General features: G+C 61.8%; 24 protein-coding genes. 15 read left to right on the top strand and 9 right to left on the bottom strand.

Features of this window, described 5'->3' with window-relative positions:
* Positions 1-469: 469 nt before the first annotated feature.
* Positions 470-1,177 carry a 2OG-Fe(II) oxygenase gene (locus ACH6CX_RS11575; RefSeq protein ID WP_396675444.1) on the bottom strand — a complete coding sequence of 236 codons (708 nt, stop codon included), beginning with the start codon at positions 1,175-1,177 and terminating at the stop codon, positions 470-472.
* A gap of 493 nt (positions 1,178-1,670) precedes the next feature.
* Here ACH6CX_RS11575 and ACH6CX_RS11570 point away from each other — a divergent pair, with 493 nt between their 5' ends.
* From ACH6CX_RS11570 to ACH6CX_RS11555, 4 genes are all read left to right on the top strand, one after another.
* A complete protein-coding gene (locus tag ACH6CX_RS11570; protein ID WP_232940709.1) occupies positions 1,671-2,228 on the top strand; it encodes an RNA polymerase sigma factor in 558 nt (185 codons plus the stop codon).
* Between the two features lie 20 nt (positions 2,229-2,248).
* Positions 2,249-2,911 (top strand): hypothetical protein, encoded by a 663-nt coding sequence (locus tag ACH6CX_RS11565; RefSeq protein ID WP_396675443.1) that lies wholly within the window; start codon positions 2,249-2,251, stop codon positions 2,909-2,911.
* Positions 2,912-2,947: 36 nt separating this feature from the next.
* Complete coding sequence (locus ACH6CX_RS11560; protein WP_232940711.1) at positions 2,948-3,490, top strand: hypothetical protein; 543 nt, start codon at positions 2,948-2,950, stop codon at positions 3,488-3,490.
* Between the two features lie 75 nt (positions 3,491-3,565).
* A complete protein-coding gene (locus ACH6CX_RS11555; protein ID WP_237064175.1) occupies positions 3,566-4,915 on the top strand; it encodes a tetratricopeptide repeat protein in 1,350 nt (449 codons plus the stop codon).
* Positions 4,916-4,983: 68 nt separating this feature from the next.
* Here the strand turns inward: ACH6CX_RS11555 and ACH6CX_RS11550 are convergent, their stop codons facing one another.
* Positions 4,984-5,784 carry an alpha/beta fold hydrolase gene (locus tag ACH6CX_RS11550; RefSeq protein ID WP_396675442.1) on the bottom strand — a complete coding sequence of 267 codons (801 nt, stop codon included), beginning with the start codon at positions 5,782-5,784 and terminating at the stop codon, positions 4,984-4,986.
* 257 nt (positions 5,785-6,041) lie between these two features.
* Here ACH6CX_RS11550 and rpsF point away from each other — a divergent pair, with 257 nt between their 5' ends.
* From rpsF to dnaB, 5 genes are all read left to right on the top strand, one after another.
* A complete protein-coding gene (gene rpsF / locus ACH6CX_RS11545) occupies positions 6,042-6,494 on the top strand; it encodes a 30S ribosomal protein S6 (RefSeq protein ID WP_232940714.1) in 453 nt (150 codons plus the stop codon).
* Positions 6,495-6,506: 12 nt separating this feature from the next.
* Entirely contained in the window at positions 6,507-6,737 is a 231-nt protein-coding gene (rpsR, locus tag ACH6CX_RS11540) for a 30S ribosomal protein S18 (RefSeq protein ID WP_091514984.1), read from the top strand.
* A 44-nt stretch (positions 6,738-6,781) separates the two neighbouring features.
* Entirely contained in the window at positions 6,782-7,615 is an 834-nt protein-coding gene (locus ACH6CX_RS11535; protein ID WP_232940715.1) for a hypothetical protein, read from the top strand.
* 37 nt (positions 7,616-7,652) lie between these two features.
* A complete protein-coding gene (rplI, locus tag ACH6CX_RS11530; protein WP_232940716.1) occupies positions 7,653-8,099 on the top strand; it encodes a 50S ribosomal protein L9 in 447 nt (148 codons plus the stop codon).
* Between the two features lie 183 nt (positions 8,100-8,282).
* Entirely contained in the window at positions 8,283-9,728 is a 1,446-nt protein-coding gene (dnaB, locus tag ACH6CX_RS11525) for a replicative DNA helicase (RefSeq protein ID WP_232940717.1), read from the top strand.
* A 94-nt stretch (positions 9,729-9,822) separates the two neighbouring features.
* Here the strand turns inward: dnaB and ACH6CX_RS11520 are convergent, their stop codons facing one another.
* The 6 genes from ACH6CX_RS11520 to ACH6CX_RS11495 form a co-directional block, all read right to left on the bottom strand.
* Positions 9,823-10,524: a DUF6515 family protein gene (locus tag ACH6CX_RS11520; protein WP_396675441.1), complete on the bottom strand. Its 702-nt coding sequence runs from the start codon at positions 10,522-10,524 to the stop codon at positions 9,823-9,825.
* Positions 10,525-10,638: 114 nt separating this feature from the next.
* Positions 10,639-11,514 (bottom strand): agmatinase, encoded by an 876-nt coding sequence (gene speB / locus ACH6CX_RS11515; protein ID WP_232940719.1) that lies wholly within the window; start codon positions 11,512-11,514, stop codon positions 10,639-10,641.
* A 73-nt stretch (positions 11,515-11,587) separates the two neighbouring features.
* Positions 11,588-12,781, bottom strand: a complete 1,194-nt coding sequence (gene nspC / locus ACH6CX_RS11510) for a carboxynorspermidine decarboxylase (RefSeq protein ID WP_396675440.1) — start codon at positions 12,779-12,781, stop codon at positions 11,588-11,590.
* A gap of 81 nt (positions 12,782-12,862) precedes the next feature.
* Positions 12,863-14,056, bottom strand: coding sequence for a saccharopine dehydrogenase family protein (locus tag ACH6CX_RS11505; RefSeq protein WP_232940721.1), 1,194 nt, complete (start codon positions 14,054-14,056; stop codon positions 12,863-12,865).
* A 145-nt stretch (positions 14,057-14,201) separates the two neighbouring features.
* Positions 14,202-16,124, bottom strand: coding sequence for a biosynthetic arginine decarboxylase (gene speA / locus ACH6CX_RS11500; RefSeq protein ID WP_232940722.1), 1,923 nt, complete (start codon positions 16,122-16,124; stop codon positions 14,202-14,204).
* Between the two features lie 434 nt (positions 16,125-16,558).
* Positions 16,559-17,332 carry a DUF6515 family protein gene (locus ACH6CX_RS11495; RefSeq protein WP_232940723.1) on the bottom strand — a complete coding sequence of 258 codons (774 nt, stop codon included), beginning with the start codon at positions 17,330-17,332 and terminating at the stop codon, positions 16,559-16,561.
* 322 nt (positions 17,333-17,654) lie between these two features.
* Between ACH6CX_RS11495 and panC the strand changes: the two genes are divergently transcribed.
* The 4 genes from panC to ACH6CX_RS11475 all read left to right on the top strand — a co-directional run bounded on the left by panC (position 17,655) and on the right by ACH6CX_RS11475 (position 22,015).
* Positions 17,655-18,503: a pantoate--beta-alanine ligase gene (gene panC / locus ACH6CX_RS11490; RefSeq protein WP_232940724.1), complete on the top strand. Its 849-nt coding sequence runs from the start codon at positions 17,655-17,657 to the stop codon at positions 18,501-18,503.
* A 14-nt stretch (positions 18,504-18,517) separates the two neighbouring features.
* Positions 18,518-18,904, top strand: a complete 387-nt coding sequence (gene panD / locus ACH6CX_RS11485; RefSeq protein ID WP_232940725.1) for an aspartate 1-decarboxylase — start codon at positions 18,518-18,520, stop codon at positions 18,902-18,904.
* A gap of 313 nt (positions 18,905-19,217) precedes the next feature.
* Entirely contained in the window at positions 19,218-21,041 is a 1,824-nt protein-coding gene (locus ACH6CX_RS11480) for a GNAT family N-acetyltransferase (protein WP_396675439.1), read from the top strand.
* A 50-nt stretch (positions 21,042-21,091) separates the two neighbouring features.
* The gene (locus ACH6CX_RS11475; protein WP_237064183.1) at positions 21,092-22,015 is read left to right on the top strand and encodes a histone deacetylase family protein; all 924 of its coding nucleotides are present in this window, start codon (positions 21,092-21,094) and stop codon (positions 22,013-22,015) included.
* 19 nt (positions 22,016-22,034) lie between these two features.
* On the opposite strand, the gene ACH6CX_RS11470 is transcribed toward ACH6CX_RS11475, so the two are convergent.
* Positions 22,035-22,388 (bottom strand): cupin domain-containing protein, encoded by a 354-nt coding sequence (locus tag ACH6CX_RS11470; protein WP_396675438.1) that lies wholly within the window; start codon positions 22,386-22,388, stop codon positions 22,035-22,037.
* 318 nt (positions 22,389-22,706) lie between these two features.
* On the opposite strand from ACH6CX_RS11470, the gene acs reads away from it, so the two are divergent.
* Both acs and ACH6CX_RS11460 read left to right on the top strand, forming a co-directional pair.
* Complete coding sequence (acs, locus tag ACH6CX_RS11465; protein ID WP_396675437.1) at positions 22,707-24,644, top strand: acetate--CoA ligase; 1,938 nt, start codon at positions 22,707-22,709, stop codon at positions 24,642-24,644.
* 384 nt (positions 24,645-25,028) lie between these two features.
* On the top strand, positions 25,029-25,448 hold the full coding sequence (locus tag ACH6CX_RS11460; protein WP_232940730.1) for a hypothetical protein: 420 nt from the start codon (positions 25,029-25,031) through the stop codon (positions 25,446-25,448).
* Positions 25,449-25,495 lie beyond the last annotated feature (47 nt).

The raw sequence follows: 25,495 nt of genomic DNA, 5'->3' as shown, positions 1-25,495 counted from the left end.
CTGCCGCAGTGATGAGAACCCTGGCCATGTCACTTCCGGCCGGCGCACGGGGGTTTACCCGGGAATGGTGCGATACGGTCTGCGTAACCTGCGTGGGTAATACTACCGGTTGCCTGAATAAGGATGGCACCTTCGCCAGTAACGCCAGTAACGCCAGTAACGCCAGTAACGCCAGTAACGCCAGTAACGCCAGCATCTGCAGTGATCCCGCCTCTGCCTGCGCTGTTATGCGAGCCGGAACTGGAGGAAGGGGGCTCGACTGCCCAGTGACCGCCACCAACCTCAGTGAGGTAGTGGATTTCAAGATGCTGCACCTGTTTCACCCGCAGGGCCGTGTGAGCTACCGCGTGAACCAGTTGTTCTATCCCCCCGGACCTGGAGGGTGTGTATGCGCGGGTGTTCCTGCCGGCATCGCATTCCCTGTTGGGTTACCTGCGCAAGTGCCTGGGGGGCGGCAACAGGCCGCCGCTTACTGCCGGGTGCCATAGAGCTCGGTCGCCGGGCGGTACATCACCCATGAGGTGAGCACATACTTGTCACCGGAGGTGGGTACATTGCCCCGATGGGTATGGGTGAAACCGCAGGGTGACAGTACCAGGCTACCCCGCCGCGGCTTCAGGCGAATATCCTGGTAAATGAACTCGGTCTCGCCCCCCTCCTCCACATCATTCAGGTAAAGAAGCCAGAACAGCACCCGGTGCAGGGATTTCTGCCCGGGATCGGTGGGGTGCGGGTAGTGTTCCGAGTGCCAGTGACGGAACCCGCCGGTGGATTGGCGGTAGTGCTGGAAATTGATGCCGTCGAAGTGGAAGATCCCGGAGACCAGCATCCGCAGCTGCTCATCGGGAAGCTGCGCGATATCGTCGCTGGCCAGGTTCCGTGGCGCCTGCAGGCTGTCATCGTAGATGGTCGGGGAGAGGGCGCCGGTAAGCATATGCGGGTAGCGCCGGCAATAGGCCATCAGTGCGCGCAGCACCACCTGGTTGACGGAGGTGCACTCCTCCCGCCAGGACTCCATGCTGGAGATATACAGGTCAGAGCTGTTTTTCTTGCTCTTGTCCACACCGGAGCCGATGCGGCCCGCCTGCTTGTCCGGTGCGCTGTCGAAGCGCTGTATCAGGTGATCGCATACTTCTGCCGGAACCGCATCTTCAAACATTGCGACCAGGGAATCCATGAAAACCGCCTCTCTGTAGTTATTCTTGTGATCGTGGCGCCCGCAGTGCAAGGCCTGCAGTGCCGCTACGGAATATTCGCATGTAGTGCGGGGACAGGAAAGCGGTGGAGATCGTGACAATGGCCGGGGACCAGGCACGGGTTGCCGTCCCGGTCACCAGTGCTGCAGTCCCCGGTGCCCATTGTCATCACTGTGCGGGCATTTGCCCCACGAGTGTTGCCGGGGGAATTCTTCTGGCGGGTGCGGGTCGAAGCCAGTCAATGGCTTGCGCAATCGTGATCGCGTTGTATGCCTGTCTTTGAGATCCCTGTTTCTCCTTGCCGGCAGTTAATGGTTTTTCATTGCAGCAAAACTGTGCGGAACACCTGTTTGGGCGAAGCCTGTGGGGCGTTGGGAAAATAATTGCTCCTGCCCGGGAACCTTTTCCCTGTCTGACACGTGTAGGATGCACAAGCAGTCTGTGTGCGATTTCTAGGGGGAACGGGTAAGCCCGATGACGTTTTTACGCTGGCCGAAAAGACCGGAAGACCGGTTTACCGCCCTGGTGCGCCCGCACCTGCGCCTCCTGCATCGCATGGCCTACCGCTGGACACAGAATAACGACGAGGCTGAGGACCTGGTGCAGGACATCCTCACCCGCCTGTTTCCGAGAGTCGACGAGCTGGAGAGGGTGGACAAGCTGGGCCCCTGGCTGGTCCGGGTGCTGTATCGGCGCTTTGTCGACCTCTATCGTCGCAATGCCAACTCCCCCATTGACGATAGTGTCGAGCCCTCCGGGGATGATGCACTGTTTGACGAGCGGCTCACCGTAGAGAGTGAGCAGCTGGAGAGGTTGATCCTGCAGCGCGAACTCAACCGGGCCCTGTCCTCGATCGACAGCGGCTGGCGGGATGTGGTTCTGCTTCACGATGTAGAGGGTTATGCGGTGCTGGAAGTGGCCGAAATCCTCGACCTGAGTGTGGGCACGGTGAAATCGCGATTGCACCGTGCACGAAAAAAATTGCGTTTGGCGCTGGAAACGGGAACCAAAACCGTTGCCGAGTCGTGTTAAGGGACAAACGGGAGCGAATGATGATGCATTGCAGACAGGCACAGCAGCAGCTTGAACAGCTCAAGCCCGAAAATGAGCCGGATCTGCTGGCACACCTGCGTCGCTGTCATGATTGCCGGGAATATGCCGAGGACCTGCGGGTCGCTCGCCTGCTGCGTACCATGCCGGCTCCCGAGCCGGAGGCAGGCTTCGAGAGTCGTGTTCTGCGCACTGCGATCAGCCAGTCGCGCGGGGTGCCGCAGGGGGCGAATGCTGTCGGCTGGAAACTGGCCACTGCCGCGAGCCTGCTGCTGGCGATCTTCCTGGCCCTGCCCCGGCAGGCGCCGGCTCCAGCGGAGCCGGTTGGGCAGCTGGCGGGAACCGTGAGCCCAGGGGTGATGCCGGTAACACTTGCCCTGAAGAGTGGGCGGGACCTGGCAGGTGCAAAAATCCGGGTGGTAATGCCAGAGCACCTGGAAGTGGACGGATTCGAGAACCAGCGCGACCTGCAGTGGCGCACGGACCTGAAGGCCGGGGCCAACCGCCTGACACTTCCGATACGCCAGCGTAATGATCGCGAAAATGATGTGATTCTGATCGAGATAGAGCACGACGGTGCCCGCCGGGAATTCCGGGTACCGGTCCCCGGCGGTAATGGTGCCGTCTTGCAGGGGCAGGATGCACAGGGAATGCAAAAGATATAGAGAGAAGTTGAAAAGCGAACCACGATGAGGTGGACAATGAAAGCTTATAAGAACTTGCTGATTGCAGCCGTATTCCTGTCGTCCCAGGTTGCACTACCAGCGCTCGGACAGGAAGAGGCCGATAATGACGACCTCGATATTGAAGTAACCGTGGTCGAGGCAAACGAGAGCGCCGCAGACGCTGTCAACAATATCGAGCTGCCGGAGGCGATCAGTGATGTTGCCCGCATGGCGATCCAGGAAGGTGGCCTGGCGGTGGCCGAGGCGGCACGCAGTGGCGAACTGGGCGGTGATGACCAGGAGCTGGAAGAGGTGGCCGGGGATGTAGAGGCTGCTGAAGAAGCGGCCATGAATGCGGAAGCAGCACTGGCCGAAGCGGCAGCCAATGCCAATGAGGCCGCTCGTGAGGCTATTAATAATGCGCTCTCCGGTGGGGGGTCCGCTGAGGAAATCCTGGAGAATATCCCGGACGATGTGATTGAGAACCTGCCTGAGGATGTGCTGGACAGGTTAAACGAAGTGCTGGATAACAGGCCGGATATAGAAACCCCCGAGGTCGACACGCCATCGGGCGGGTGATTCGCGCAAGGAAAAATGTGGTTTCAGGCTGGGCAGGAATGCCCGGCCTTTTTGTGTATATAAAAGAGGTGTTTTGTGCGCACGATAATAAATGCATTGGCAGCCTGTTGCCTCGCCTCCAGTGCGACCGTGGCAAGCGCTGAGCAGGATGCTTTCTCCCAGGGGACCACTGCATTCAAGCGCGGAGACTATGGCGTGGCCCTGGAGCGTTTCGAGGCCGCCCGTGCGCGTGGCAACCGTAGTAACAACCTGTCCTACAACCTGGGGGTGACCCTGTACAGGCTGGGGCGCTATCCGGAGGCCAGCGTCTGGTTTGAGTCCCTGCTCGACAGCCCGCAGTGGCACGACCTGGCACTGTTCCAGCTGGGGCTGGTGGCAGAGAAGCAGGGTGACCGAAAGCTGGCGCAGCGGCGCTATAAAAGAGTAGCGGCGTCGCGCTCGGAAAAGCTGCGTCGCCTCGCTGGTGTCCGGCTGGATCACCTGGATGACCCAGCCAGGCCTGCCGGGCCCGCGCGTGACAGCGGGGCGGCCCGCGGTGGCGGCCGGCGCGGCTCGGCGCTGCTGAGACTGGCCGCGGGCTACGATGACAACGCCTACGCCCTGCGGGATGAGCTGCTGGCGGGTGCGTCCGAAGGGGAGGATAGCTATACGGATCTTTTTGCCTGGGGCCAGTACCGGCTGGCAGGCACGCCAAGCGACGGCTGGCGCCTGCAGGGGTACGCCTTCCGGCGTTCTTACTCCGAGTACAGCTCCCTCGATCTCAGCAGCCTCAGTGCCGGTGTCGCCCGGGACCTGAGTTGGGGGGCCTGGCAGCTTGAGCTGGGCGGTGCGGCCGAACAGGTGGGCCTCGATGGCGAAGAGGTTTTCCGACAGCTGCGCCTCCAGGCCAAGGCCCGGCAGCGGATCGGTGACGGCGAGCTGGAGCTCTCGTTTATGCCCTCACGGTTTTCCGGTGGCAGTGGCTACGAATACCTGGATGGGACGCGCCAGCGGTTCGGGGCCGACTGGGAACAGCCCCTGGGCCGCGCGCAGTTGGAAGTGGGCTACCAGCTGGACCTGAATGACCGCGACGACCTGCTGGTTGCCACGGAGACGGGCGACAACTTCTATAGCTACTCCCCGGTCCGGCACACCTTCGGCGCCGAGGTGCAGTGGTCGCTCGCTGGCAACTGGTTACTGTCTGCAGGTTCCGAGTACCGGCTGAGTACCTATGACGGTGAGAACCGGCTGGTTGACACCGACGGTGTCGTGCGCGAGGCGCAGCGGGAAGCCGATCGCCTCAAGGCGTGGCTGGGCTCCCAGTGGCTGGTGTCGCCGCGGCTGCGCCTGGCGGGCAACCTGACATTCACCAACAACGAGGAGAATTTCGCGGTGTATGACCACGACAAAACCGAGGCCAGCCTCGGCGTCACCTACACCTTCTGATTGTCCCCGACGGCCCGTCGACAAGCGGGCCGACAGTTTTTCCCGGCGCACAGGGAAGCGTGCCGGCTTTATTCCAGCCAGCGTTGCAGTTCCGCAACGATGGCGTCCGGTGCCCGCAGCCAGCTCAGGTGCGGGTTGCCGCCGGTCAGCGGTAGGTCGAGGTGGCGTACCTCGCCCCCCAGCAACGAGGCCAGTCGCGCAGTTGCCGCCGGTGGCGCGAAGTCATCGCCGCTGATGGCCAGGTGCAGGGAGGGTCCTGCCCGGTTCTCACCAGTTTGCCGCCGCTCCGGCGCGAAGCGTCCGCTGAATACTGAGGCTGCCCAGTCCGCCATTACCCCGCGCGCCTCGTGACCGCCAAAACCCAGTACCCGGCCGGGGAAATAGCCCAGCAGGTGGCCGCTGCCCCAGGCCAGCCCCGCCAGGGCCAGCACCTTCATACGCATGCTGCCCTGCCAGCAGCGGAAATGCAGGTGTCCCGCGGCGACCGTGACAATACGCGCCTGTCCCGTCAGCCCCTCCCTCGCAGCCAGTGTCGCCACCTGGCCGCCGATACTGTGGCCGAGAACTGCCGTCGGCAATCCCAGCCGCTCCAGCAATGAAGGCAGGAACCCGTGCACCAGGTCGTTGTAACCGAAGTCCGAGCGCCGCGATGGGCGCGGCCGGCTGGTCCCGGTGCCAGGCAGCTCGGTGACCGCACTGCTGTAGCCGGCTTCCGCCAGGCTCTCCTGCAGGCGCTGGTAGCGGGAGGCGGGCACGCCCAGGGCGGGCAGCACAAGCAGCAGCGGGGCGTCGCCGCGGGGCCTGCGAAGCATGACCGGTACCCGGAAGGGACCGAACTGGTGATCGAGTATCTCCTGGCTGGGTGCCATGGCAGCTCCTGAGTTTCCGGGGTGGAGGGGAGTAAGTTACCCCCGGTCGGCGGATGCTGACATGACTGGAAAGATGAAACCGGTTGGCCACTTGCCCCGGGGGTGGCTGAGGGTATGCTGGATCGATTGATCAACTTGCAACCAGGGTGGCAAGTGCATAGAATACGCCGCCCGCGATGTGCCCCCGCAAACAGGGCCGTCGCTCTCCTTGCCTCACCGGACTGTCCGGGAGGCTGTTTAACCCGTAAGGAGCAAAAATGCGTCATTACGAAATTGTATTCCTGGTTCACCCGGACCAGAGCGAGCAGGTACCCGGCATGGTGGAGCGTTACACCGCCACCATCAAGGACAGCGGTGGCCAGGTTCACCGCCTGGAAGACTGGGGTCGTCGCCGCCTCGCCTACCCGATCAACAAGATCCACAAGGCGCACTACGTTCTGCTGAACGTCGAGTGCACCGAAGAAGCTCTGGAAGAGCTGACCACCAACTTCCGTTACAACGATGCCGTGCTGCGCAATATGGTGATTCGCGAAGATGAAGCGATCACCGAAGAGAGCCCGATCATGAAGGCGGAAAAAGAGAGCCGCGAGCGCAAGGCCGCCCGTGCCGAGCGCAGTGAGCGCCGCGAGCGCGCCGAGAAGGACGACAAGTCTTCCGGCGAATCCAAGCCCAGCGAAGAGCAATCTTCCGACCAGGCAAGCGAAGAGTAAGGGGGTTACCAGATGGCACGTTTTTTCCGTCGTCGTAAGTTCTGCCGTTTCACCGCGGAAGGTGTAAAGCGTATCGACTACAAAGATCTCGATACCCTGAAGGCCTACGTTTCCGAAACCGGCAAGATCGTACCGAGCCGTATCACCGGTACCAAGGCCCGTTACCAGCGCCAGCTGGCCACTGCGGTCAAGCGCGCTCGTTACCTGGCACTGCTGCCGTACACGGACAGCCACGAAGCCTAAGCAGCCGTTTTGCTTAGAATCGTTACAAGAGAAGCTATCTAAATATGCGCGCCCTGGCTGAGTTTATTATGCGCGGGCGCGTGCGGGCGGTGCTCACTGCGATGGTGGGTATCCCCCTGATCAGCCCGGCAGCGCTGGCCCTGGTGAGCCTGCGCAAGGGGACCAACGATGGCCTGATGGTGCTGGTCTGGGCCCTGTTGCCGGTGGTTGCCGGTGGCATGAGCGGGGTCTTTTCCCCGCTGATGACAGGCCTGGGAGCCACGCACCTGGCAGCGGTCTTCTGTGGTGCCCTGGCACTGCGCGGGACCCGCTCCTGGACGTCGGGGCTGGTGGTGCTCACCGCAGTAGCCTCAGCGGGAATCCTGGCGACATCGCATTTCAGCGGTGGCCTGCTGGAGACCCTGTTGCAGGCTGCCACGGAATCCGGTGGTGCACAGGCCGACCAGTTGCGCCAGGTCTTCAACAGTGAGGCCCTGGCCACCGGTTACCTGGCACTGGTGTCGGCGATTACCGCCACCCTGGCGCTGGTACTGGGCCGCTGGTGGCAGGCGCTGCTGTACAACCCTGGCGGGCTGCGTGAGGAGTTCCACCAGCTGCGCATGCCGCTGCCGCTGGCGGCGACGGCCATGTTGCTGTGGGTGTTCTGCCTGTTGACCCCGGGGCTGGCTTTCTGGGGCGCAGTGGTCGCCTTCCCGCTGGTACTGGCCGGCATTGCGCTGATCCACTCGCTGGTAGCCCAGCGGGGCTGGGGGCGCGGTCCACTGGTGGCCATGTATGTGGCGCTGGTAATCGCGGCACTGCCGCTGGCCGGGTTCCTGTGTGGGCTGGCGCTGATCGATAGCTGGATTGATATTCGCGGGCGTTCCGCCAACAAGTAGGAACGGGCCGCACAATACTGAAATTGAGGAAACCGAGATGGAAGTTATTCTGCTCGATAAAGTAGGCAAGCTGGGCAACGTGGGTGACCGCGTTGAGGTCAAAGCCGGTTTCGGCCGCAACTTCCTGCTGCCCACTGGCAAGGCCATCCGTGCTACTGCCGCCAACATCGCCGAGTTCGAAGCCAAGCGCGCCGAGCTGGAAGCTGCCGCCGCCGAGAAGGTGAAGGCTGCCGAGGAGCGTGCCGAGAAGCTGTCCGGCCTGACTGTTACCATCACCGCCAATGCCGGCGATGAGGGTAAGCTGTTTGGTTCCGTGGGCGCCGGTGACATCGCCGAGGCAATTACTGCCGACAGCGTTGAAGTGGCCAAGGCCGAGGTCAACCTGCCGGAAGGCACCCTGCGTGAGACCGGTGAGTACGACATCGACGTACAGCTGCACGCTGACGTTGTCGCCACCGTCAAGGTTGTGATCGTCGCAGAATAAGCGCCACGCGCTTATCTGGCGGCCGGGCGGCCCCTGCGGTTCGCCCGCCGGGCCGGGCATTCTCCCGGGTGAACCTGGTTCACTCCAATGGGATGCCCATCTGCGGCCCAGTCGCGCTACAATCGGGCGCTGGATTCCCTGTGGATCCAGCGCCCGATCTGTTTCTGGTAGTCAGTTATTGCAATGAACGAAGAATACGCCGCAGCGGAAGAAGAACTGCAGACCGAGGAGACCTCGCCCCTGCCGCACTCTGTAGAGGCGGAGCAGTCGGTGCTGGGCGGCCTGATGCTGGATTCCAGCCGCATCGACAGTGTGGCGGAGCAGCTGGGCGAGCAGGACTTTTTTGTCGCCAGTCACCGGGTGATCTTTGGCGTAATGACCCAGCTGGCGGACGCGGAACAGCCGCTGGACATCGTCACCCTGGCCGAGGCCCTGGCCAGTCGCGACCTGCTGGCAGACGTCGGCGGGCCTGCCTACCTGGCTGAACTGGCCGAGAACACCCCCTCCGCGGCAAACATCGTCGCCTACGCCAAGATCGTGCGTGAGCGCTCGATGCTGCGCCAGCTGATTGCCGCTGCTGGCGAGATCAGTCGTACCAGCTTCAACCCCGGCGGCCTGGCCTCGGCGGACCTGCTGCAGATGGCCGAGCGCCGGGTGGCGGAAATTGCCGAGGGGCGGGCGAAGGACGGTGGCTTTGTCGGTGTCGACGCGCTGCTGAAAAAGACCGTCGAGCGGATCGACGAACTCTTCAAGACCGAGGGCGACCTCACCGGCCTGGGGACCGGCCTCACCGAACTTGACCAGCGCACCTCCGGCTGGCAGCCCGGCGAGCTGATCATCCTCGCCGCGCGCCCGTCCATGGGCAAGACCGCGCTGGCACTCAACTTTATCGAGACGGCGATGCTCAGCCAGGAGCGACCGACGCTCGTGTTCAGCATGGAGATGCCCTCCGACTCCCTGGTAATGCGGATGCTGTCCTCGATCGGGCGCATCGACCAGGGCCGTATCCGCAATGGCAAACTGCAGGAAGATGACTGGCCCAAGCTCTCCAGTGCGGTGCAGAAGATGAAGGGCAAGGCCCTGTATATCGATGACACCCCCGCGCTGTCCCCCAGTGAGGTGCGGGCGCGGACCAAGCGCACCGTGCGCGATCACACCAACAAGCTGCTGCGGGAGAATCCGCAGATGAGCCGTGAGGACGCCGAGGCGAAGAGCCAGCCGGCCCTGATCATGCTGGATTACCTGCAGCTGATGCAGGTGAAGGGGGCCACCGAGGGGCGTACCCAGGAGATCTCGGAGATTTCCCGCTCCCTGAAAGGGCTGGCGAAAGAGTACGAATGCCCGGTCATCGCCCTGTCACAGCTGAACCGGGGTGTGGAGCAGCGCCCCAACAAACGGCCGATGAACTCTGACCTGCGGGAATCCGGTGCAATCGAGCAGGACGCGGACGTGATCCTGTTTATTTACCGCGACGAGTATTACAACGAGGACAGCCCCGACAAGGGGATGGCGGAGCTGATTATCGGCAAGCAGCGGAACGGCGAGATCGGCACCTGCCGCGCGGCCTTCGTGGGCAAGTACACGCGCTTCGACAACCTGGCGCCGGAGTATTACCAGGGCGACGACTGACGCCCCGTTGCCCCCTCCTGAAACAGAAAGGGCGATCCACCCGGATCGCCCCTGTCATATCCACAGCCGTAATCACCTGGCTGTGCGGTCTGCCCTATAACTGCACCACTACGTAGACCTCCTGGCCATCGCGCTGGGTGGGCATAAAGTACTGGTCGCCGTAGCGGTAGTACTGGACCCCGTTGATAATCTCCGCCGTGTAGCCTGTCGGCAGGCTGTCCAGGACTTCTCCCGGTGCGTAGCCAGTGCCACCCTTGACCGGCCCGCCGCTGCCGCCTTTTATCGGGGCTGCGGGCACGGGTGGCACGGGTGGCGCGAGTGGCGCGGGTGCCGCTATATTGGCCCCGGCGGGCGGGGGGACAACCACATAGACCCGGCGCGCGGGATGCCACTGGTAAAAGGCGTCGGCGTACTGGTAGAAGATCGCGCCACCGATTTCCACCCGCACGGCGCTGCCCGGCAGGGAGACCACCGAGGCACCCAGGGGGGCGGAGACCACCACGTAACCGGCCGGACCGTGGCGGTAGAAGTGGCCACCGTGGTAGTAGAAGGGCCTGCCACCGACACTCAGGTTGACAAAGCCATGGGGCAGTACCGGGAAGGTCAGCCCCAGCGAGATTCGCGGGCCGCGGCTGCCGCGCCAGTGGCGGGGGCCGTGGTGATGGCGCTTGAAGTGATGATGGCCGTAGCCGTGGCGCTCGTAGCCGGCGCCGCGGGCGTCGGCGGCGGGGGCAAACGCAAAGGCAGTCAGCACCACCACGGCGGCCACCCATAGCGTCGTTTTCAACGATTTCATGGCTTCTCCGGCGAAGCGAGTACTTACATTAGTTTAAATTTTAACCCCTTTCATTGGCCCGGCGCCATGGCCATTTGTTAAGAATTGTTGCCTGCTCCGTCCGGAAACCCCCGGTCACTGCCGGTTGCGCTGGACAATACCCATCAGTTTGTAGAGCAGTTGGGCGGCGGCGAAGTCATAGGCGTGGAAGCCCTCGATGGGGGCGAACTCGAGCAGGTCGAAACCAATGATCTCCCGCTGCCGGGCCACCGATTCGAACAGGTTCAGCGTCTGGTACCAGCCGAGCCCCCCGGGGACCGGGGTGCCGGTGGAGGGGAAGACCGATGGGTCGATCCCGTCCACGTCCAGGGTAAAGAACACCCTGCTGGGAAAGTCCTCGGGCAGCGCAAACTCCTGGACATTGGCAGGTACCAGCTCGTGGGCATCCAGGTAGTGCACCCCGTACTTCTGTCGCGCCCCCATTTCCTCCTCGCAGTAGGCACGGATGCCCAGCTGGAACAGTGGCACACCGGCCTCCACCACCAGGCGCATGACACTGGCGTGGCTGTGCTTCTGGCCCTCGTAGCGGTCGCGCAGGTCGGCGTGGGCATCGATCTGGACCACGCCGAAATCCTCCACCCCTGCATCCAGCAGGCCCTTGATGACTCCCCAGGTGACAGAGTGCTCACCGCCAATTCCTACCGGCATCTTGCCCAGTTCCAGCACCTCGCGGGTAGCGGCGGCAATGTTTTCCATCACCTGTTCCGGTGTGCCGGAAACATTCACCGGCGAGCGGGTATGGATGCCGAGCTCGCAGGGTGAGGAAAAATTATCAAAGGTTTCCAGCTGCCAGGAGGCCTCGAGGATCGATGCCGGCCCCTTGCCGGTACCGCCACCGTAAGACACCGTTTCCTCATAGGGGATGGGGATAATATGGAACAGGGCATCCTCGGCGCGGGGCTGGTCGATCTCGGAGCCGAGGAAGATGGGGTAATCTTTGTCTGAAAGCATTGTTGCTCGTCCCTTCGGGGCGGATTGGGTTAACGGGTTGCGCCGGGCTGGCCGGCCACCTGCGCACTGGCAGTCAGGAGAGGCGGCCCTTGAAGTCCTCATAGCCGAACTCCTTCACGATCTCCAGCGCGTCGGTAGACGAATTCCACAGCGCGATGGCTGGCAGTGGAATGCCGTTGAAAGTGTTGGTCTTGACCATGGTGTAGTACGCCATCTCCTCGAACACCAGCCGGTCGCCCACCTGCAGGGGCTCGGCGAAACTGTACTCGCCGATACTGTCGCCGGCCAGGCAACTCTGGCCGCCCAGCTTGTAGGTATGCGGCAGTTCCCCCGGGCGTGCCGCACCGGTGATGTCGGGTCGGTAGGGCATTTCCAGGGTGTCGGGCATATGGCAGGTGGCAGATACATCCAGGATTGCCTGGTCGACGCCGTTCCATGCCAGGTCCACTACCTCGCCCACCAGCACACCGGAAAACAGCGAGATGGCCTCGCCGGGCTCCAGGTAGACCTGCACGCCATGGCGTGCCGAGAAGGCCCGCACGGCATCCACCAGCGCATCCACCTGGTAGTCACCGCGGGTAATATGGTGGCCGCCGCCGAAGTTGATCCACTCCATCCGGGGTATCAGCTCGCCGAACTTCTCCTCCACCGCGGCAATCGTGCGCGCCAGCGGGGCGAAATCCTGTTCACACAGGGTATGGAAGTGCAGGCCGCTGATACCGGCCAGGTCCTCGTCCTCGAACAGCGCACGCGGGATTCCCAGCCGCGAGCAGGGCGCGCAGGGATCGTAGAGGGCGTTGGTGCCCTCGGAGTGCTCGGGGTTGATCCGCAGGCCGAAGCGTAGCTCCGGGCGCTGTTGTTGTGCCTCCAGGCACAGCGCACGGTAGCGCTTCCACTGGGAAAAGGAGTTAAAGATCACATGGTGGGCAATGCCAAGGATCTGGCGCAGCTCGTCCTCCTTGTAGCCGGCGCTGAAAACATGCACCTCACGACCCTGGTCGCGACCGCCGTACTCCTCGTAACCGAGGCGCGCTTCGTGCAGGCCGCTGGCACAGGTGCCGCTCAGGTACTCGGCGATGAGATGCCCGGTGCGGAACATGGAGAAAGCCTTCAGCGCGGCCAGCACTTTGGCGCCGCTGCGTTCCTGCACATCGGCCAGCACAGCGAGGTTGTCCCGCAGTGCCGCCTCGTCCACCACGAAACAGGGGGAGGGAACCCGGGAGGGATCGAAATTACCGAAATAATCTTTGCGGGGCGTCAGGTCCATAGGTGCTCATTGTTACATGCCGGGCGCCGCCCCCCTGTGACGGGGCGACAGCGGCGGTCCCGGCTGGTGTGTGGGAGGGCGTTACTGGAATGGCTCGTCCAGCCAGGTTTCCTGCCAGGGCAGGCCGTACTGGTTCAGGTCGTGCATAAAGGGATCCGGGTCCAGCTGTTCCAGGTTCCACACCCCGGGCTTCATCCATTTGCCCTCCAGCATCATCTTGGCACCGATCATTGCCGGTACACCGGTGGTGTAGGAAATGGCCTGGGATTTTACCTCCCGGTAACACTCCTGGTGGTCACAGATGTTATAGACGTAGTAGATCTTTTCCTGGCCGTCCTTGTTGCCGCGGACGATATTGCCGATACAGGTCTTGCCCTTGGTCAGCGGTCCGAGGCTGGCCGGGTCGGGCAGCAGCGCCTTGAGGAACTGGATCGGCACAATCTCCTGGCCCTGGAACTCGATCGGCTCGATGCTGGTCATGCCCACGTTCTGCAGCACCTCCAGGTGCTTTAGGTAGCTGGCACCGAAGGTCATCCAGAAACGGGCGCGCTCGATCTCGGGGAAATGCTTCGAAAGCGACTCCAGCTCCTCGTGATAGAGCAGGTAGATGTCCTTCTCGCCAATGCCCGCAGGGAAGTCGAACACGCGCTTCTCTTCCATCGGCTTGGTGGTGATCCACTCGCCGTTTTCCCAGTAGCGGCCGTTGGCGGTAATCTCGCGGATATTGATCTCGGGGTTGAAGTTGGTGGCAAACGGCAGGCCGTGGTCACCGGCGTTGCAGTCGATGATGTCCAGCGTCTTGATGCGGTCAAAATGGTGTTTTTTTGCATAGGCGGTAAACACACTGGTGACGCCGGGATCAAAACCGCTGCCCAGCAAGGCCATCAGGCCGGCCTTCTCGAATTTTTCCTGGTAGGCCCATTGCCACTTGTACTCGAACTTGGCCTCCTCGGGTGGTTCGTAGTTGGCGGTGTCCAGGTAGTGCACGCCGGTTTCCAGGCAGGCATCCATGATATGCAGGTCCTGGTAGGGCAATGCAACGTTGATCACCATGTCCGGCTTGACCTTCTCGATCAGGGCGACCATTTCCTTCACGTTGTCCGCATCTACCTCTGCAGTATCAATCTTGCGCGGCAGCATCCCGGCTATCTTGTCGCACTTGCTCTTGGTGCGGCTGGCGAGGGTGATGTGCTCGAACACTTCCTCGACCTGGGCGCACTTGTGTGCCACTACCTGGCCGACGCCGCCGGCGCCGACAATCAATACGTTGGCCATGCAAATCCTCCGTTAATTTCCGTGCCCGGGTAACGGTAATTGTTCTGGTAGCCCGCTACCCGGTTACTAAAAAAGGCCTTAATTCAGGGAGCGCCCGGGGTTATTTCCCAGGCGGCGCCCATGGCTATTTTCAAAAGCCCCGTGGCTATTTCTCAAAATAGGTATAACCGCTCATGCTGGCGGTATAAGTGTGCAGTATCTGCTTGCGCTGTTGCGGGCTGATGCGGCCGTCCTTGACTGCCTTTTCCGCCAGCTTGCGGAACCGTTCGAACATGTCCTGAGGGCGGTACTCAACGTAGCTCAGCACATCGGCAATGCTGTCACCCTGTATTTCGCGGTTGTAATCGACGCTGCCGTCGCCGTTGATCCGTACATTGACCACATTGGTGTCGCCGAACAGGTTGTGCAGGTCCCCGAGGGTTTCCTGGTAGGCGCCCACGAGGAAGGCGCCCAGGATATAGTCCTCGCCGTCTTTCAGGGGGTGCAGCGGCAGGGTTTTCTGTTCTTCCTGGCGGCCGATAAAGCGGTCGATCTTGCCGTCGCAGTCACAGGTGATATCCGCGATGATCGCCGAGCGGGTAGGCGCCTCATCGTGGCGATGAATCGGTACGACCGGGAAGACCTGGTCGATGGCCCACATGTCCGGCAGTGACTGGAACACACTCACATTGGCGTAATAGATATCAGACAGCACCTCGGGTAGCGCCTGCAGGTCCACCGGGATTTCCTCGGCCTCGTCGAGCAGGGCGCGAATTTTCTGCGCCGCCTGCAGGAACAGGTTCTCCGCGTTGGCGCGCTCGCGCAGGCTCACCTGCCCGTGCAGATAGAGCGAGCGCACTTCATCGCGGTAGTACAGGGCATCGTTATAACTCTCCTGCAGGTTCTTTGCGGTCACATTGTTAGCCGCATCCTGGAGATAACGCAGCATCGGGTGGTCGTCTTCGGTGATTTTCGTGTGTTCCAGTTCCACCGGCTCAAAGCGGGTGGTGTCGAGGATGTCGAAAAGCAGTACCGAGGAGTAGGCCACGGTGGCGCGGCCCGATTCGGTAATGATCACCGGGTGGGCCACGCCCTCGCTGTCCAGGGTGCCCATGATCGCTTCCACCACATCCACGCAGTACTCGTCGAGGGAGTAATTCTTGCTGTGCGTGTAGTTGGTCTTGGAGCCGTCATAGTCCACTGCCAGGCCTCCGCCCAGGTCCAGGTAGCCCATCGCGGCGCCTTCTTCCACTAGGTCCGCATAATAGCGGCACGCTTCCAGAACGCCGGTGCGAATGTCGCGGATGTTCGGTACCTGTGAACCCAGGTGGTAGTGCAGCAGCTTGAGGCAGTCGAGCATATCGTGGTGGCGCAACTGGTCCACCATGGCGATCAGGTCGTTACTGCCCAGGCCGAAAATACTGCGGTCGCCACTGGTGGCATTCCAGTAACCGCCCACCTTGGAGGCCAGCTTGATGCGCACGCCGATATTGGGGCGCACCTGCTCCCGTTCGGCGCAGGCGATAATGGTGGCCACTTCCGATGGTGTCTCCACCACAAAAAATACCTGCACGCCCAGGCGCTGCGCCTGCAGGCCCAGATTGATAAATTCCTCATCCTTGTAGCCGTTGCAGACAATCAGGGACTCGGTATTGTCGAGTGTCGACAGCGCCGCAATCAGCTCAGCCTTGCTGCCCGCCTCCAGGCCATGATTGAACGGGCTGCCAGCGCGTGCAATTTCCTCGATCACCTGGCACTGCTGGTTCACCTTGATCGGGAAGACGCCACGGAACACATTGTTGTAGCCGCACTGCTCGATGGCCCGTGCGAAGGACGTGTTGATCAGCGCAACCTGGGCGTCCAGCAGGTTTTCGATGCGCAAAAGCAGCGGCATGCCCAGGCCGCGCTCCATGGCGCCCCGTGCAATTTCCAGCATGGACACGGACTGCGTGTTGCCATCAGTAGTGGGTGCCTGCGCGGTAATCTCGCCTGCCTCGTTAAGGTCGAAATATCCTGCCCCCCAGTTGCGGATACCATACAGGTCCGCGGAATCTTCCCGGGTCCAGTCTATTATCTGCTGCTGCTTCATGGCGTCTTATCTGTTGCGTTTGTTCGGGCGCGAATCTTGGGCCCATCGCTTTCCGAAAGCAATAACTATAGATTCAAAAAAACCGCTTTTTTACAGCGGAAAAATTAAATTTTTATTCGGTTTTTTCGCGGCCGGTTTTGTCGGCGTGAAAAGCTTTCCCTGGAGGAGCCTGGATAGGCTCCATGCTGCCCGGTTTGCGCGCACAGGAGCGTGAAACACAGCGCACTTCGGCAAGCTGCCGGCATCTTTTCGCCGGGCTGCGGGTCGCCGACAAGAAATGAATGAAGTTTCAGTTTTGTGGCGCTGGTTACTTTATGGCGCCGGGCAAATTAATGCCGGGAGGGATCGGTGACTGGATTGGTAGGGGCAGCGGGCAGGCATAAAAAAGCGGCCCGGGGGCCGCTACAGGTCTGCTGATGGAGTCGCCTGGGGGATCAATAGAACCCGGGGTTCTCGACAATCCGGTAACCGCGGTGTCTGTGATCCCAGACGTAATAAGTGTCATAGGCCACGTAGTAATTGAGCCCGCCGAAGGTCAGGGAAATCGCTGTGCCGGGCAGGCTGGTGACCACCGCGCCGATGGGCGGGCGGGCCACTACATAGCCGTGATCGTGGCGACGATAGAAGATCCCGTCACTGTAGAAGAAGCCGATGCCACCCAGGCTGATGCGAACATAGTTGCGCGGCAGGTGGCGCCAGCGGTAACCGTAGTGGTAGTGTGACGGGCGCCAGTGGTGGCGGTGCTTGCGATAGTGGCGCTTGGTGTAATAGCGGTCCTTGTAATGGCGCTCTTTGTAGTGGCGTTTCTTCCAGTGCTTACGCTCGTGTTTCTTCCAGTGCTTGCGCTCGTGTTTTTTCCAGTGCTTGTCGTGTCCGCGTCCCGGGTGGCCATCGTGGCCCCTGCCGGTATGCTTGTAGCGATCACCGTGGCCCCGGCGATCGCCGTCGTAATCACCCCGGCCGCGACCCCGGCGATCACCGTCGTAGTCACCGCGGTCGTGACGCTTGCGCTTGTGGTCACCGCGGCGCTTGCCGTGGTCCTCACGCTCGGCGCGGCGGTGCTTGCGCATGGCGTCGTCAAAGGCCGACCCGGACAGCTGGGAGTCTTTCTGGTAACCGCGGAAACCGCTACGGCCTTCCCGGTCAGCAAACGCCGGGCCCGCCAGAAGCAGGCTGGTGGCTGCGATTACAGTAATCAGTTTTTTCATGGCTCTGTCTCCATCGTGCGATCGAGGCGCAGGGGGCCACCTCTCGTACTGTGGGGCACAGTGTGACGGGATGCGACTGAATCTTTCCTGAACCGATGCACAGATTTCCATTCAGGTTGCCGCGGTGCGGCAGCGCGGACCGGGGGATAAAACCGAGGAATTGTTCTGGTTTGGCGAATCTGCCGGCTTTTAGGGGTGTTTTCGCCGCGTTTTTGGCGGAGATGGGCGATTCTGTGGCGCTGCTTATATTGTCCAACGGATAGCCAGCGAGTATGATGCGGCGCTATTCGAGACCCCTTTCGCTACCCCTGAAGTGATTGCGATGCAAGTATTCCACCATGTGGCCAGCCTGCGTGAGGCGCTGGCCGAGGCCCGCAGCGCCGGCAAGACCATCGGTTTCGTGCCCACCATGGGCAACCTCCACGATGCCCATATCCAGCTGGTCGAGACCGCCCGGCAGCACTGTGACGTGGTGGTGGTATCCATTTTCGTCAACCGGCTGCAGTTCGGCCTCAATGAGGACTGGGACAAGTATCCCCGCACGCTGGAAAACGATATGGCGCGCCTGCGGGCGGCCGAGTGCGACTTCCTGTTCCACCCGGAGGAGAGCGAGATCTACCCCAACGGCATGGACCAGCAGACCCGCGTCGTCTGCCCGGCCATGACCGATGTGCTCTGTGGCGCCAGCCGCCCCGGGCACTTTGAGGGTGTCACCACGGTGGTGGCCAAGCTGTTCAATATCGTACAGCCGCACAAGGCGGTCTTCGGGATCAAGGATTTCCAGCAGCTGGCGGTGATCCGCCGCATGGTGGAGGACCTGTGCATCCCGGTGGAAATCGTCCCGGCACCGGTACACCGGGAGCCCGACGGCCTCGCCATGAGCTCCCGCAACAGCTATATCACGGCACAGGAGCGCCCGCGGGTACCGGTGCTCAACCAGTGTCTGAACTGGGTAAAGGAGGAGATCGAGGGCGGGCGCCGCGATTTTGCCGATCTCGAGGCAGAGGCGTGGAAACGCATCGAGCAGTCGGGTTTCAAGGTGGACTATTTCTCCATCTGCAACAGCCGTAACCTCGAGCCGGCCGCACACGACGATACCGAAATCACCATCCTGGGCGCCATGTACACCAGTGCCGCGCGCCTGATCGACAATGTTTCCCTGGAACTCTGAGGGGAGGTAGCCCGATGCAGATCGAAATGTTGAAGTGCAAGCTGCACATGGCGGCAGTGACCCAGGCTGAACTCTGGTACGACGGTTCCTGTGCCATCGACCAGGACCTGGTAGAGCTGGCGGGCCTGCGCGAGTTCGAGAAAATCGATATCTACAACGTCAGTAACGGCGAACGCTTCCATACCTATGTGATCCTGGCGGAGCGCGGCTCCGGCATCATCTCCATGAACGGTGCGGCCGCGCGCCGGGTACAGGTGGGCGATCGCATCATCATCGCTTCCTATGCGCAGGTGAGCGAAGCCGAGGCGGACAGTTTCAAGCCGAAGCTGGTCTACCTCGACGAGCACAACCGCGTCGAGCGCAGTACCAACACTATCCCGGTGCAGCTGGCCGAGGCCTGAGTCACCGCAAGCGACCGGGGATCAACCAGCACCCGGATCTCCCCCGGGCCCGTCTCCACTGAACTTTATTTGCTCCCCGCCCCTGTAGGGGCGAGCCCTGTGTTCGCCGGGGCGGTGGGCGGGAACGGGCGGAGACAAGATCCGCTCCTGCGGCATATTCCCCAGAGCTAATGGATACACGGCGGGTTCCATTCGCCAGTCACGCCGCCCATCTGGGGGCCTTGGGAGCCGGCAATCCCCAGCCTACCATCTGCCTGTTGCCCGCAACCCGACAGGCACCGTCATGCTTACCTGCCCGAAATCCGGAAAGGCAGTGCCCTGGGCAGACCTGCTGAAATCCGGGTGCCGGATCTTTATCGGCTCCAATGCCGCTGTTCCCAACGCCCTGGTGGCGGACCTGATCGATCACAGCCGTGGCCTGCACGACATCGAGGTCACCCATATCCTCACGCTGTCCGACAACGTGTGGGCCGAACCCCGCTACCGGGACCTGTTCAAGGTGAATTCACTGTTTATCGGTGGCGAGAAGGTGCGCGATGCGATTGCCGAGGGCCGTGCCGACTACACGCCCTGTTTCCTGTCGGAAATCCCACAGCTGTTCCGTGAGCAGGTCCTGCCCCTGGACGCGGCGCTGGTGATGGTCGGCCCCCCGGATGAGTTCGGCTACTGCTCGCTCGGGGTCAGTGTCGATGTGGTTTCGGCCGCAGTAAGGTTTGCCCGCAGGGTGGTGGCCCAGGTCAATCCACGGATGCCGCGCACCAGTGGCCACAGTTTCGTGCACGTGCAGCAGATTGATGCCTGGCTGGAACAGGCGCAGGAGCTTCCGGAAATACAGCCGCCGGAGCTGGACCAGGTCACCGAGCAGATCGGCCAGTACGTCTCGCTGCTGGTGGATAACGGGGCCACGCTGCAGCTGGGTATCGGCAAGATCCCCGATGCCGTACTGCGTTACCTGGGCAACCACCGCAACCTGGGGGTGCACAGTGAGATGATATCCGACGGTATTATCGACCTGATGCAGAGTGGGGTGATCAATAACCGCAGGAAAACCTTTCACCGCGGCAAGGCCGTGACCACTTTCTGCATGGGCACGCGTCGCCTTTACGATTTTGTTGACGGTAATCCGCACGTGGAGTTCTACCCGGCGGAACATGCCAATTCCCCCACCAGGATTGCCCGCAATGACAAAATGGTTTCCATCAATGGTGCCATTGAAGTAGACCTGACCGGGCAGGTGGTGTCCGATTCCATTGGTCGGAAGTTCTACAGTGGTATCGGCGGCCAGGTGGATTTTATCCGCGGTGCGGCCCTCAGCCGCGGTGGCAAACCGGTTATCGCCCTGCCGTCCACTACCCGTGACGGGCAGCACTCCCGTATCGTGACCACTATTACTCCCGGTGGCGGGGTCGTTACCTCCCGCGGCCACGTGCATTACATTGTCACCGAGTACGGCATTGCGTCGCTGCACGGCAAGAGTATCCGCGAGCGCGCCCTGGAGCTGATCCGCATTGCCCACCCCAGGTTCCGCCGCGAACTGCTCGAGCAAGTGCGGAAATTTTACTGGGTACCTGAATACCAGGAGCTGGCGCCCACCTCGGTGCCGGAACTGGGGCCGGTGGAATCGAAGCGGTTTGCCTTTGACGGTATCCGCTACACCCTGCGCCCATTGCGGCCTGCGGATGAGCGCCTGTTGCAGGAATTCTTCTACACCCACAACAAGGAGACCCTGCTGATGCGCTACAACCACCACGTGACGCAGATGTCGCGGGAAAAGTCCTGCAGCCTTGTGAGCGTTGACCAGCGCCGCGACCTGGCGCTGTGTTTTACCGATCGCCAGGGGCAGGCCGAGGTGATCCAGGGAGTGGGGCGCTATTACTACATTGCTGCCGACAACAGCTGCGAAGTGGCATTCGTGATCAAGGAGAGCCGCCGGGGCAAGGGGATAGCCACCACGCTACTGGAGGAGATGGAGGGCATTGCCCGCAGTCGCGGGATAGACCGCATGGTGGCCTGTGTGCGCCGGGACAATCACCCGATGCTGGCGGTATTCGAGAATCGCGGCTTCCAGGCCATACCCGGCGAAGACCTGGATGAGGTCACGCTGGCTCTGGATCTCGGTGGGGAAAAACCGGCATAGTGGGGTCCTCTTCCCGTTTGGCCTCAGGCAGCAACCGCCAGGAGCGCAGCATGTCCATCGGTTTCTTTACCCACCCGGCCTGCTCCCTGCACGAGATGGGTGAGGGCCACCCGGAGCGGCCCGCCCGACTGGCCGCGATCCAGGACCAGCTGCTGAGCAGCGGGCTGGATTTTGTCCTGCGCCACTTCGAGGCCCCGGCGGCCACCCGGGCGCAGCTGGAGCGGGTACATGAGCCCGCCTATGTGGAGTCCATCTTCGCCCGGGCGCCCAGTGATGGCCGCGAGATCCTGGATCCGGATACATCCATGTGCCCGGATTCCCTGGAGGCCGCATTGCACGCCGCCGGTGCGGCTGTGGCGGCGGTGGACCGGGTTATGGCCGGCGAAATACCCTCTGCTTTCTGTGCCGTGCGCCCCCCGGGGCACCATGCCGAACGCGATCGCGCCATGGGCTTCTGCTTGTTCAACAATATCGCCATCGGCGCGGCCCATGCCCGCCAGCACCACGGCCTGGAGCGCGTGGCGATCGTCGATTTCGATGTGCACCATGGCAACGGCACCGAGGATTTCGTGCGCGGTGAGCAGGGCTACCTGTTCTGCTCCAGTTTCCAGCACCCGTTCTACCCGTTTTCCGGTACCGGCGACCTCCCGGCACATATCATCAATTCACCACTGGCACCCGGTGCCGGGGGGGGCGAGCTGCGTCGCGTGGTGGAAGAAGACTGGTTGCCGGCACTGGAGGCTTTCCGGCCGCAGATGGTATTCATCTCCGCCGGCTTTGACGGCCACATCGAGGACGACATGGCACAACTGCGTTTTGTCGAGGAGGATTACCGCTGGGTAACCGACCGGGTGCGGGAACTGGCCGGGCGCCATGCGCAGGGACGCATTGTATCCACCCTGGAGGGCGGCTACGCACTGGGTGCCCTGGGGCGCAGCGTCGCGGCCCACCTGCAGGGGCTGATTGGCAACTGAGCCCGGCGCCAGGGGCGGGCTATTCCTCGTAGATGGCGTAGAACTTCTTTACCGATCCCAGGGTCTCCCAGGTGCCCCTGAAGCCTGCTGGTATGCAGAAGGCATCACCGGTGGCCACGCGCTCGCTGTGTCCATCGCTGTCGGTGATCGCTGCCTCCCCCTCGATGATGTAGCAATACTCGTCCTCACTGTAAGTGAGCTCCCACTTACCGGCATCGGACGACCAGATGCCACAGAAAAAATTATCCCTGGAATTGGTGAAAAAGTGCTCGGTAAGTTGCTGCGGCTGTCCCGCCAGCAATTTGTCCGGTGCCACCGGGCCCGCCTCGCGCTCCCCGGCGCCCTCTTCGATTCGCAACAGTTTAACGGCCATGTTGCCGGTACTCCTTCTTATGATTCTCCAATCACAAAAATATGATCACTTTTTTATGGGTGCTTATTGTGCCAGCGAGCGGCAAAAATGGCACGTGAATCCGTGGGCGACCGGGATTCATTTTTGCCTGCGCGTTATGATGAATTGGAAGGCTGGCTGACAGCGTTGTCATCCTGTCGTTGCCAGTGGTATAACAGGTCGGGATACTGGCCGGCGTGCCCAGCAGCCGCTCTGCCGCCGGCCAATGCGCTACCCTCTGGAGACATGTCAGCCAGGGCGTACGCCAACAGCCCGATAATTCTAATAAGGGAGAAAACGATGTCCGAAGTCCATACTCATCCCGTACCCCCGGAATTTGCCGCCGACGCGCATATCAGTGCGGAGGACTACCAGGAGTTATACCGACAGTCCGTGGAAGACCCAGAGGGGTTCTGGTCACAGCAGGCCAAGGATTTCCTGCAGTGGGAAAAACCCTTCACCCGGGTGGTGGAAGAGGACCTGAAGAAAGGCCATGCGGCCTGGTTCGCCGATGGCGAGCTGAACGTCACCGTCAACTGTATCGACCGGCACCTGCCCGCGCGCGCAGAACAGACTGCGATCATCTGGGAGGGTGACGATCCCGCTGACAGCAAGCACATCACCTATGCCGAGTTGCACGAGCAGGTATGCCGCCTGGCCAACCTGCTCAAGGCCCGCGGCGTCAAAAAGGGCGACCGGGTCTGTATTTACATGCCCATGATTCCCGAGGCCGCTTATGCCATGCTTGCCTGCGCCCGCATCGGGGCTGTGCACTCGGTGGTCTTCGGCGGCTTCTCCCCCGATTCACTGAAAGACCGCATTCTCGACAGCGACTGCCGCCTGGTGATCACCGCCGACGAGGGTGTTCGCGGGGGGCGCAAGATTCCTCTCAAGGCCAATGTGGACAAGGCGCTGTCCAACTGCCCGGATGTGCACACTGCCATCGTGGTCAAGCGCACCGGTGCCAATGTGGACTGGGACAGCAAGCGCGATATCTGGTATGCGGAATCAGTGGCGGAGCAGGAAGCAGAGTGCGAGCCCGAGATAATGAACGCGGAAGACCCGCTGTTTATCCTCTACACCTCCGGCTCCACTGGCAAACCGAAAGGCGTGCTGCATACCACCGCCGGCTACCTGCTCATGGCCACCATGACATTCAAGTTCACCTTCGATTACAAGGAAGGGGAAGTGTTCTGGTGCACCGCGGACGTGGGCTGGATCACCGGCCACAGCTATATCGTGTACGGCCCGCTTTGTGCCGGCGCCATAACGCTGATGTTCGAGGGTGTGCCGACTTACCCGGATGCTTCCCGCTGCTGGGAGGTGGTGGACAAGCACAAGGTCAATACTTTCTATACCGCGCCCACTGCTATTCGTGCATTGATGGGGGCCGGCGATGAGTTCGTGACAAAAACCGACCGCGGCTCCCTCAAGCTGTTGGGTACGGTGGGGGAGCCCATCAACCCGGAGGCCTGGGAATGGTATTACGAGGTGGTGGGCGACGGCCGCTGCCCGATCGTGGATACCTGGTGGCAGACCGAGACCGGTGCCCACCTGATTACCCCGCTGCCGGGGGTCATGGATATGAAGCCCGGCTCCGCCACCCGACCGTTCTTCGGTGTGCAGCCGGCACTGCTGGACGAAAAGGGCCGGGAAATCGACGGGGAGGGCGAGGGTGCCCTGGTAATGAAGGCCAGCTGGCCCAGCATGATCCGCTCGGTGTTCGGTGACCACCAGCGCATGATCGATACCTATTTTTCCACTTTTCCCGGTTACTACTTCACTGGCGACGGCGCGCGCCGCGACGCGGATGGCGATTACTGGATCACCGGGCGTATCGACGACGTGCTGAATGTGTCCGGCCATCGCCTGGGCACGGCAGAGATCGAGAGTGCTATTGTCCTGCATGATGACACTGCCGAAGCGGCGGTGGTGGGGTATCCCCACGATATCAAGGGCCAGGGCATCTACGCCTATGTGACGCTGAAAGCCGGCCACGAACCCTCCGATGCGCTCAAGCAGGAACTGATCGACCTGTGTGTGAAGGAAATCGGGCCCATCGCCAAGCCGGATATCATCCAGTGGGCCCCGAGCCTGCCCAAGACACGTTCAGGCAAGATCATGCGCCGCATCCTGCGCAAGATTGCCGGCAACGAGCTGGGTTCGCTGGGGGATACGTCCACCCTGGCGGACCCCTCGGTGGTGGAGGACTTGATCGAGCAGCGAGCCAACCGCTGATACTGGCGCTGGCTACCTGCCGGCAGTAGCCCGGCCGCAAAAGCGAACCCCAGGGGTTCGCTTTTTTTGTTTTCCGGCTGGAGGTCGGTGCCCGGAATCGAGGGATGCAGCGGAATTGCATTCCTGTGCCCGGAGGCAGGGAAGGTATCAAGAAGGCCTGCAGGAACTACCGACCAGAAAACAGGGCGTCGACGGGATCCGCGCTGCCGGCAGCGCGCCTTAAAAATTTCGGTGCCCTCACGCTTCAACGGATCGCGGTACCCCGCTGCTGGTGCATTCACACTGAAGTGTATCGCTGCCCGAAAACCAGGAGCACTGGTGTGCTCGATTATTTTGTCGGGTAGTATGTCCTGCATGTCCCCCGATAGCCCCGCGAACGAAGACATGACACCATTGAACCAGCAGCAATATCTCTGTGAGCACTATCGCTTTAATGCGGAGCAGCGCCTGAAGGGGTTTAATTTCTTTGTTGTCCTGTCGATTTTTGCCGAGGGCGGTATCTTTACTGCTGTTGAGAAAGGCTTCCACCCGCTGATCCTTACCCTGCTGGGCGGCTTTGTGCTGATTCTATGCTGTGTTTTCTGGCTGGTGGACGCCCGCAGCCGGCAACTGCTGGCCATGGCCAAACCGGGGTTGAAACTGCTGGAGGCAGACCTGCCGCCGGCAGCGCGTATATTTACCCGCGACAGCGAGGAACGGGGCGGGCTGGTGCGGTTCACATTTGCGATCCGCGCGTTACTGGCAGCGCAGTTTATTTTCGGTGCCGGAGTGGCCTTTTACGGCCTCTGGCAGTGGCTGGTATAAATCGGGGGAATCACCTTGAACCCGGATGGCTTTCAATCCCGCTTGCC

The sequence above is a fragment of the Microbulbifer sp. JSM ZJ756 genome, assembly GCF_044383805.1.
GTDB classification, from domain to species: Bacteria; Pseudomonadota; Gammaproteobacteria; order Pseudomonadales; family Cellvibrionaceae; genus Microbulbifer; species Microbulbifer zhoushanensis.
Note: the sequence above shows the minus strand (reverse complement) of the source record. Positions and strands in the feature narration are given on the sequence as shown.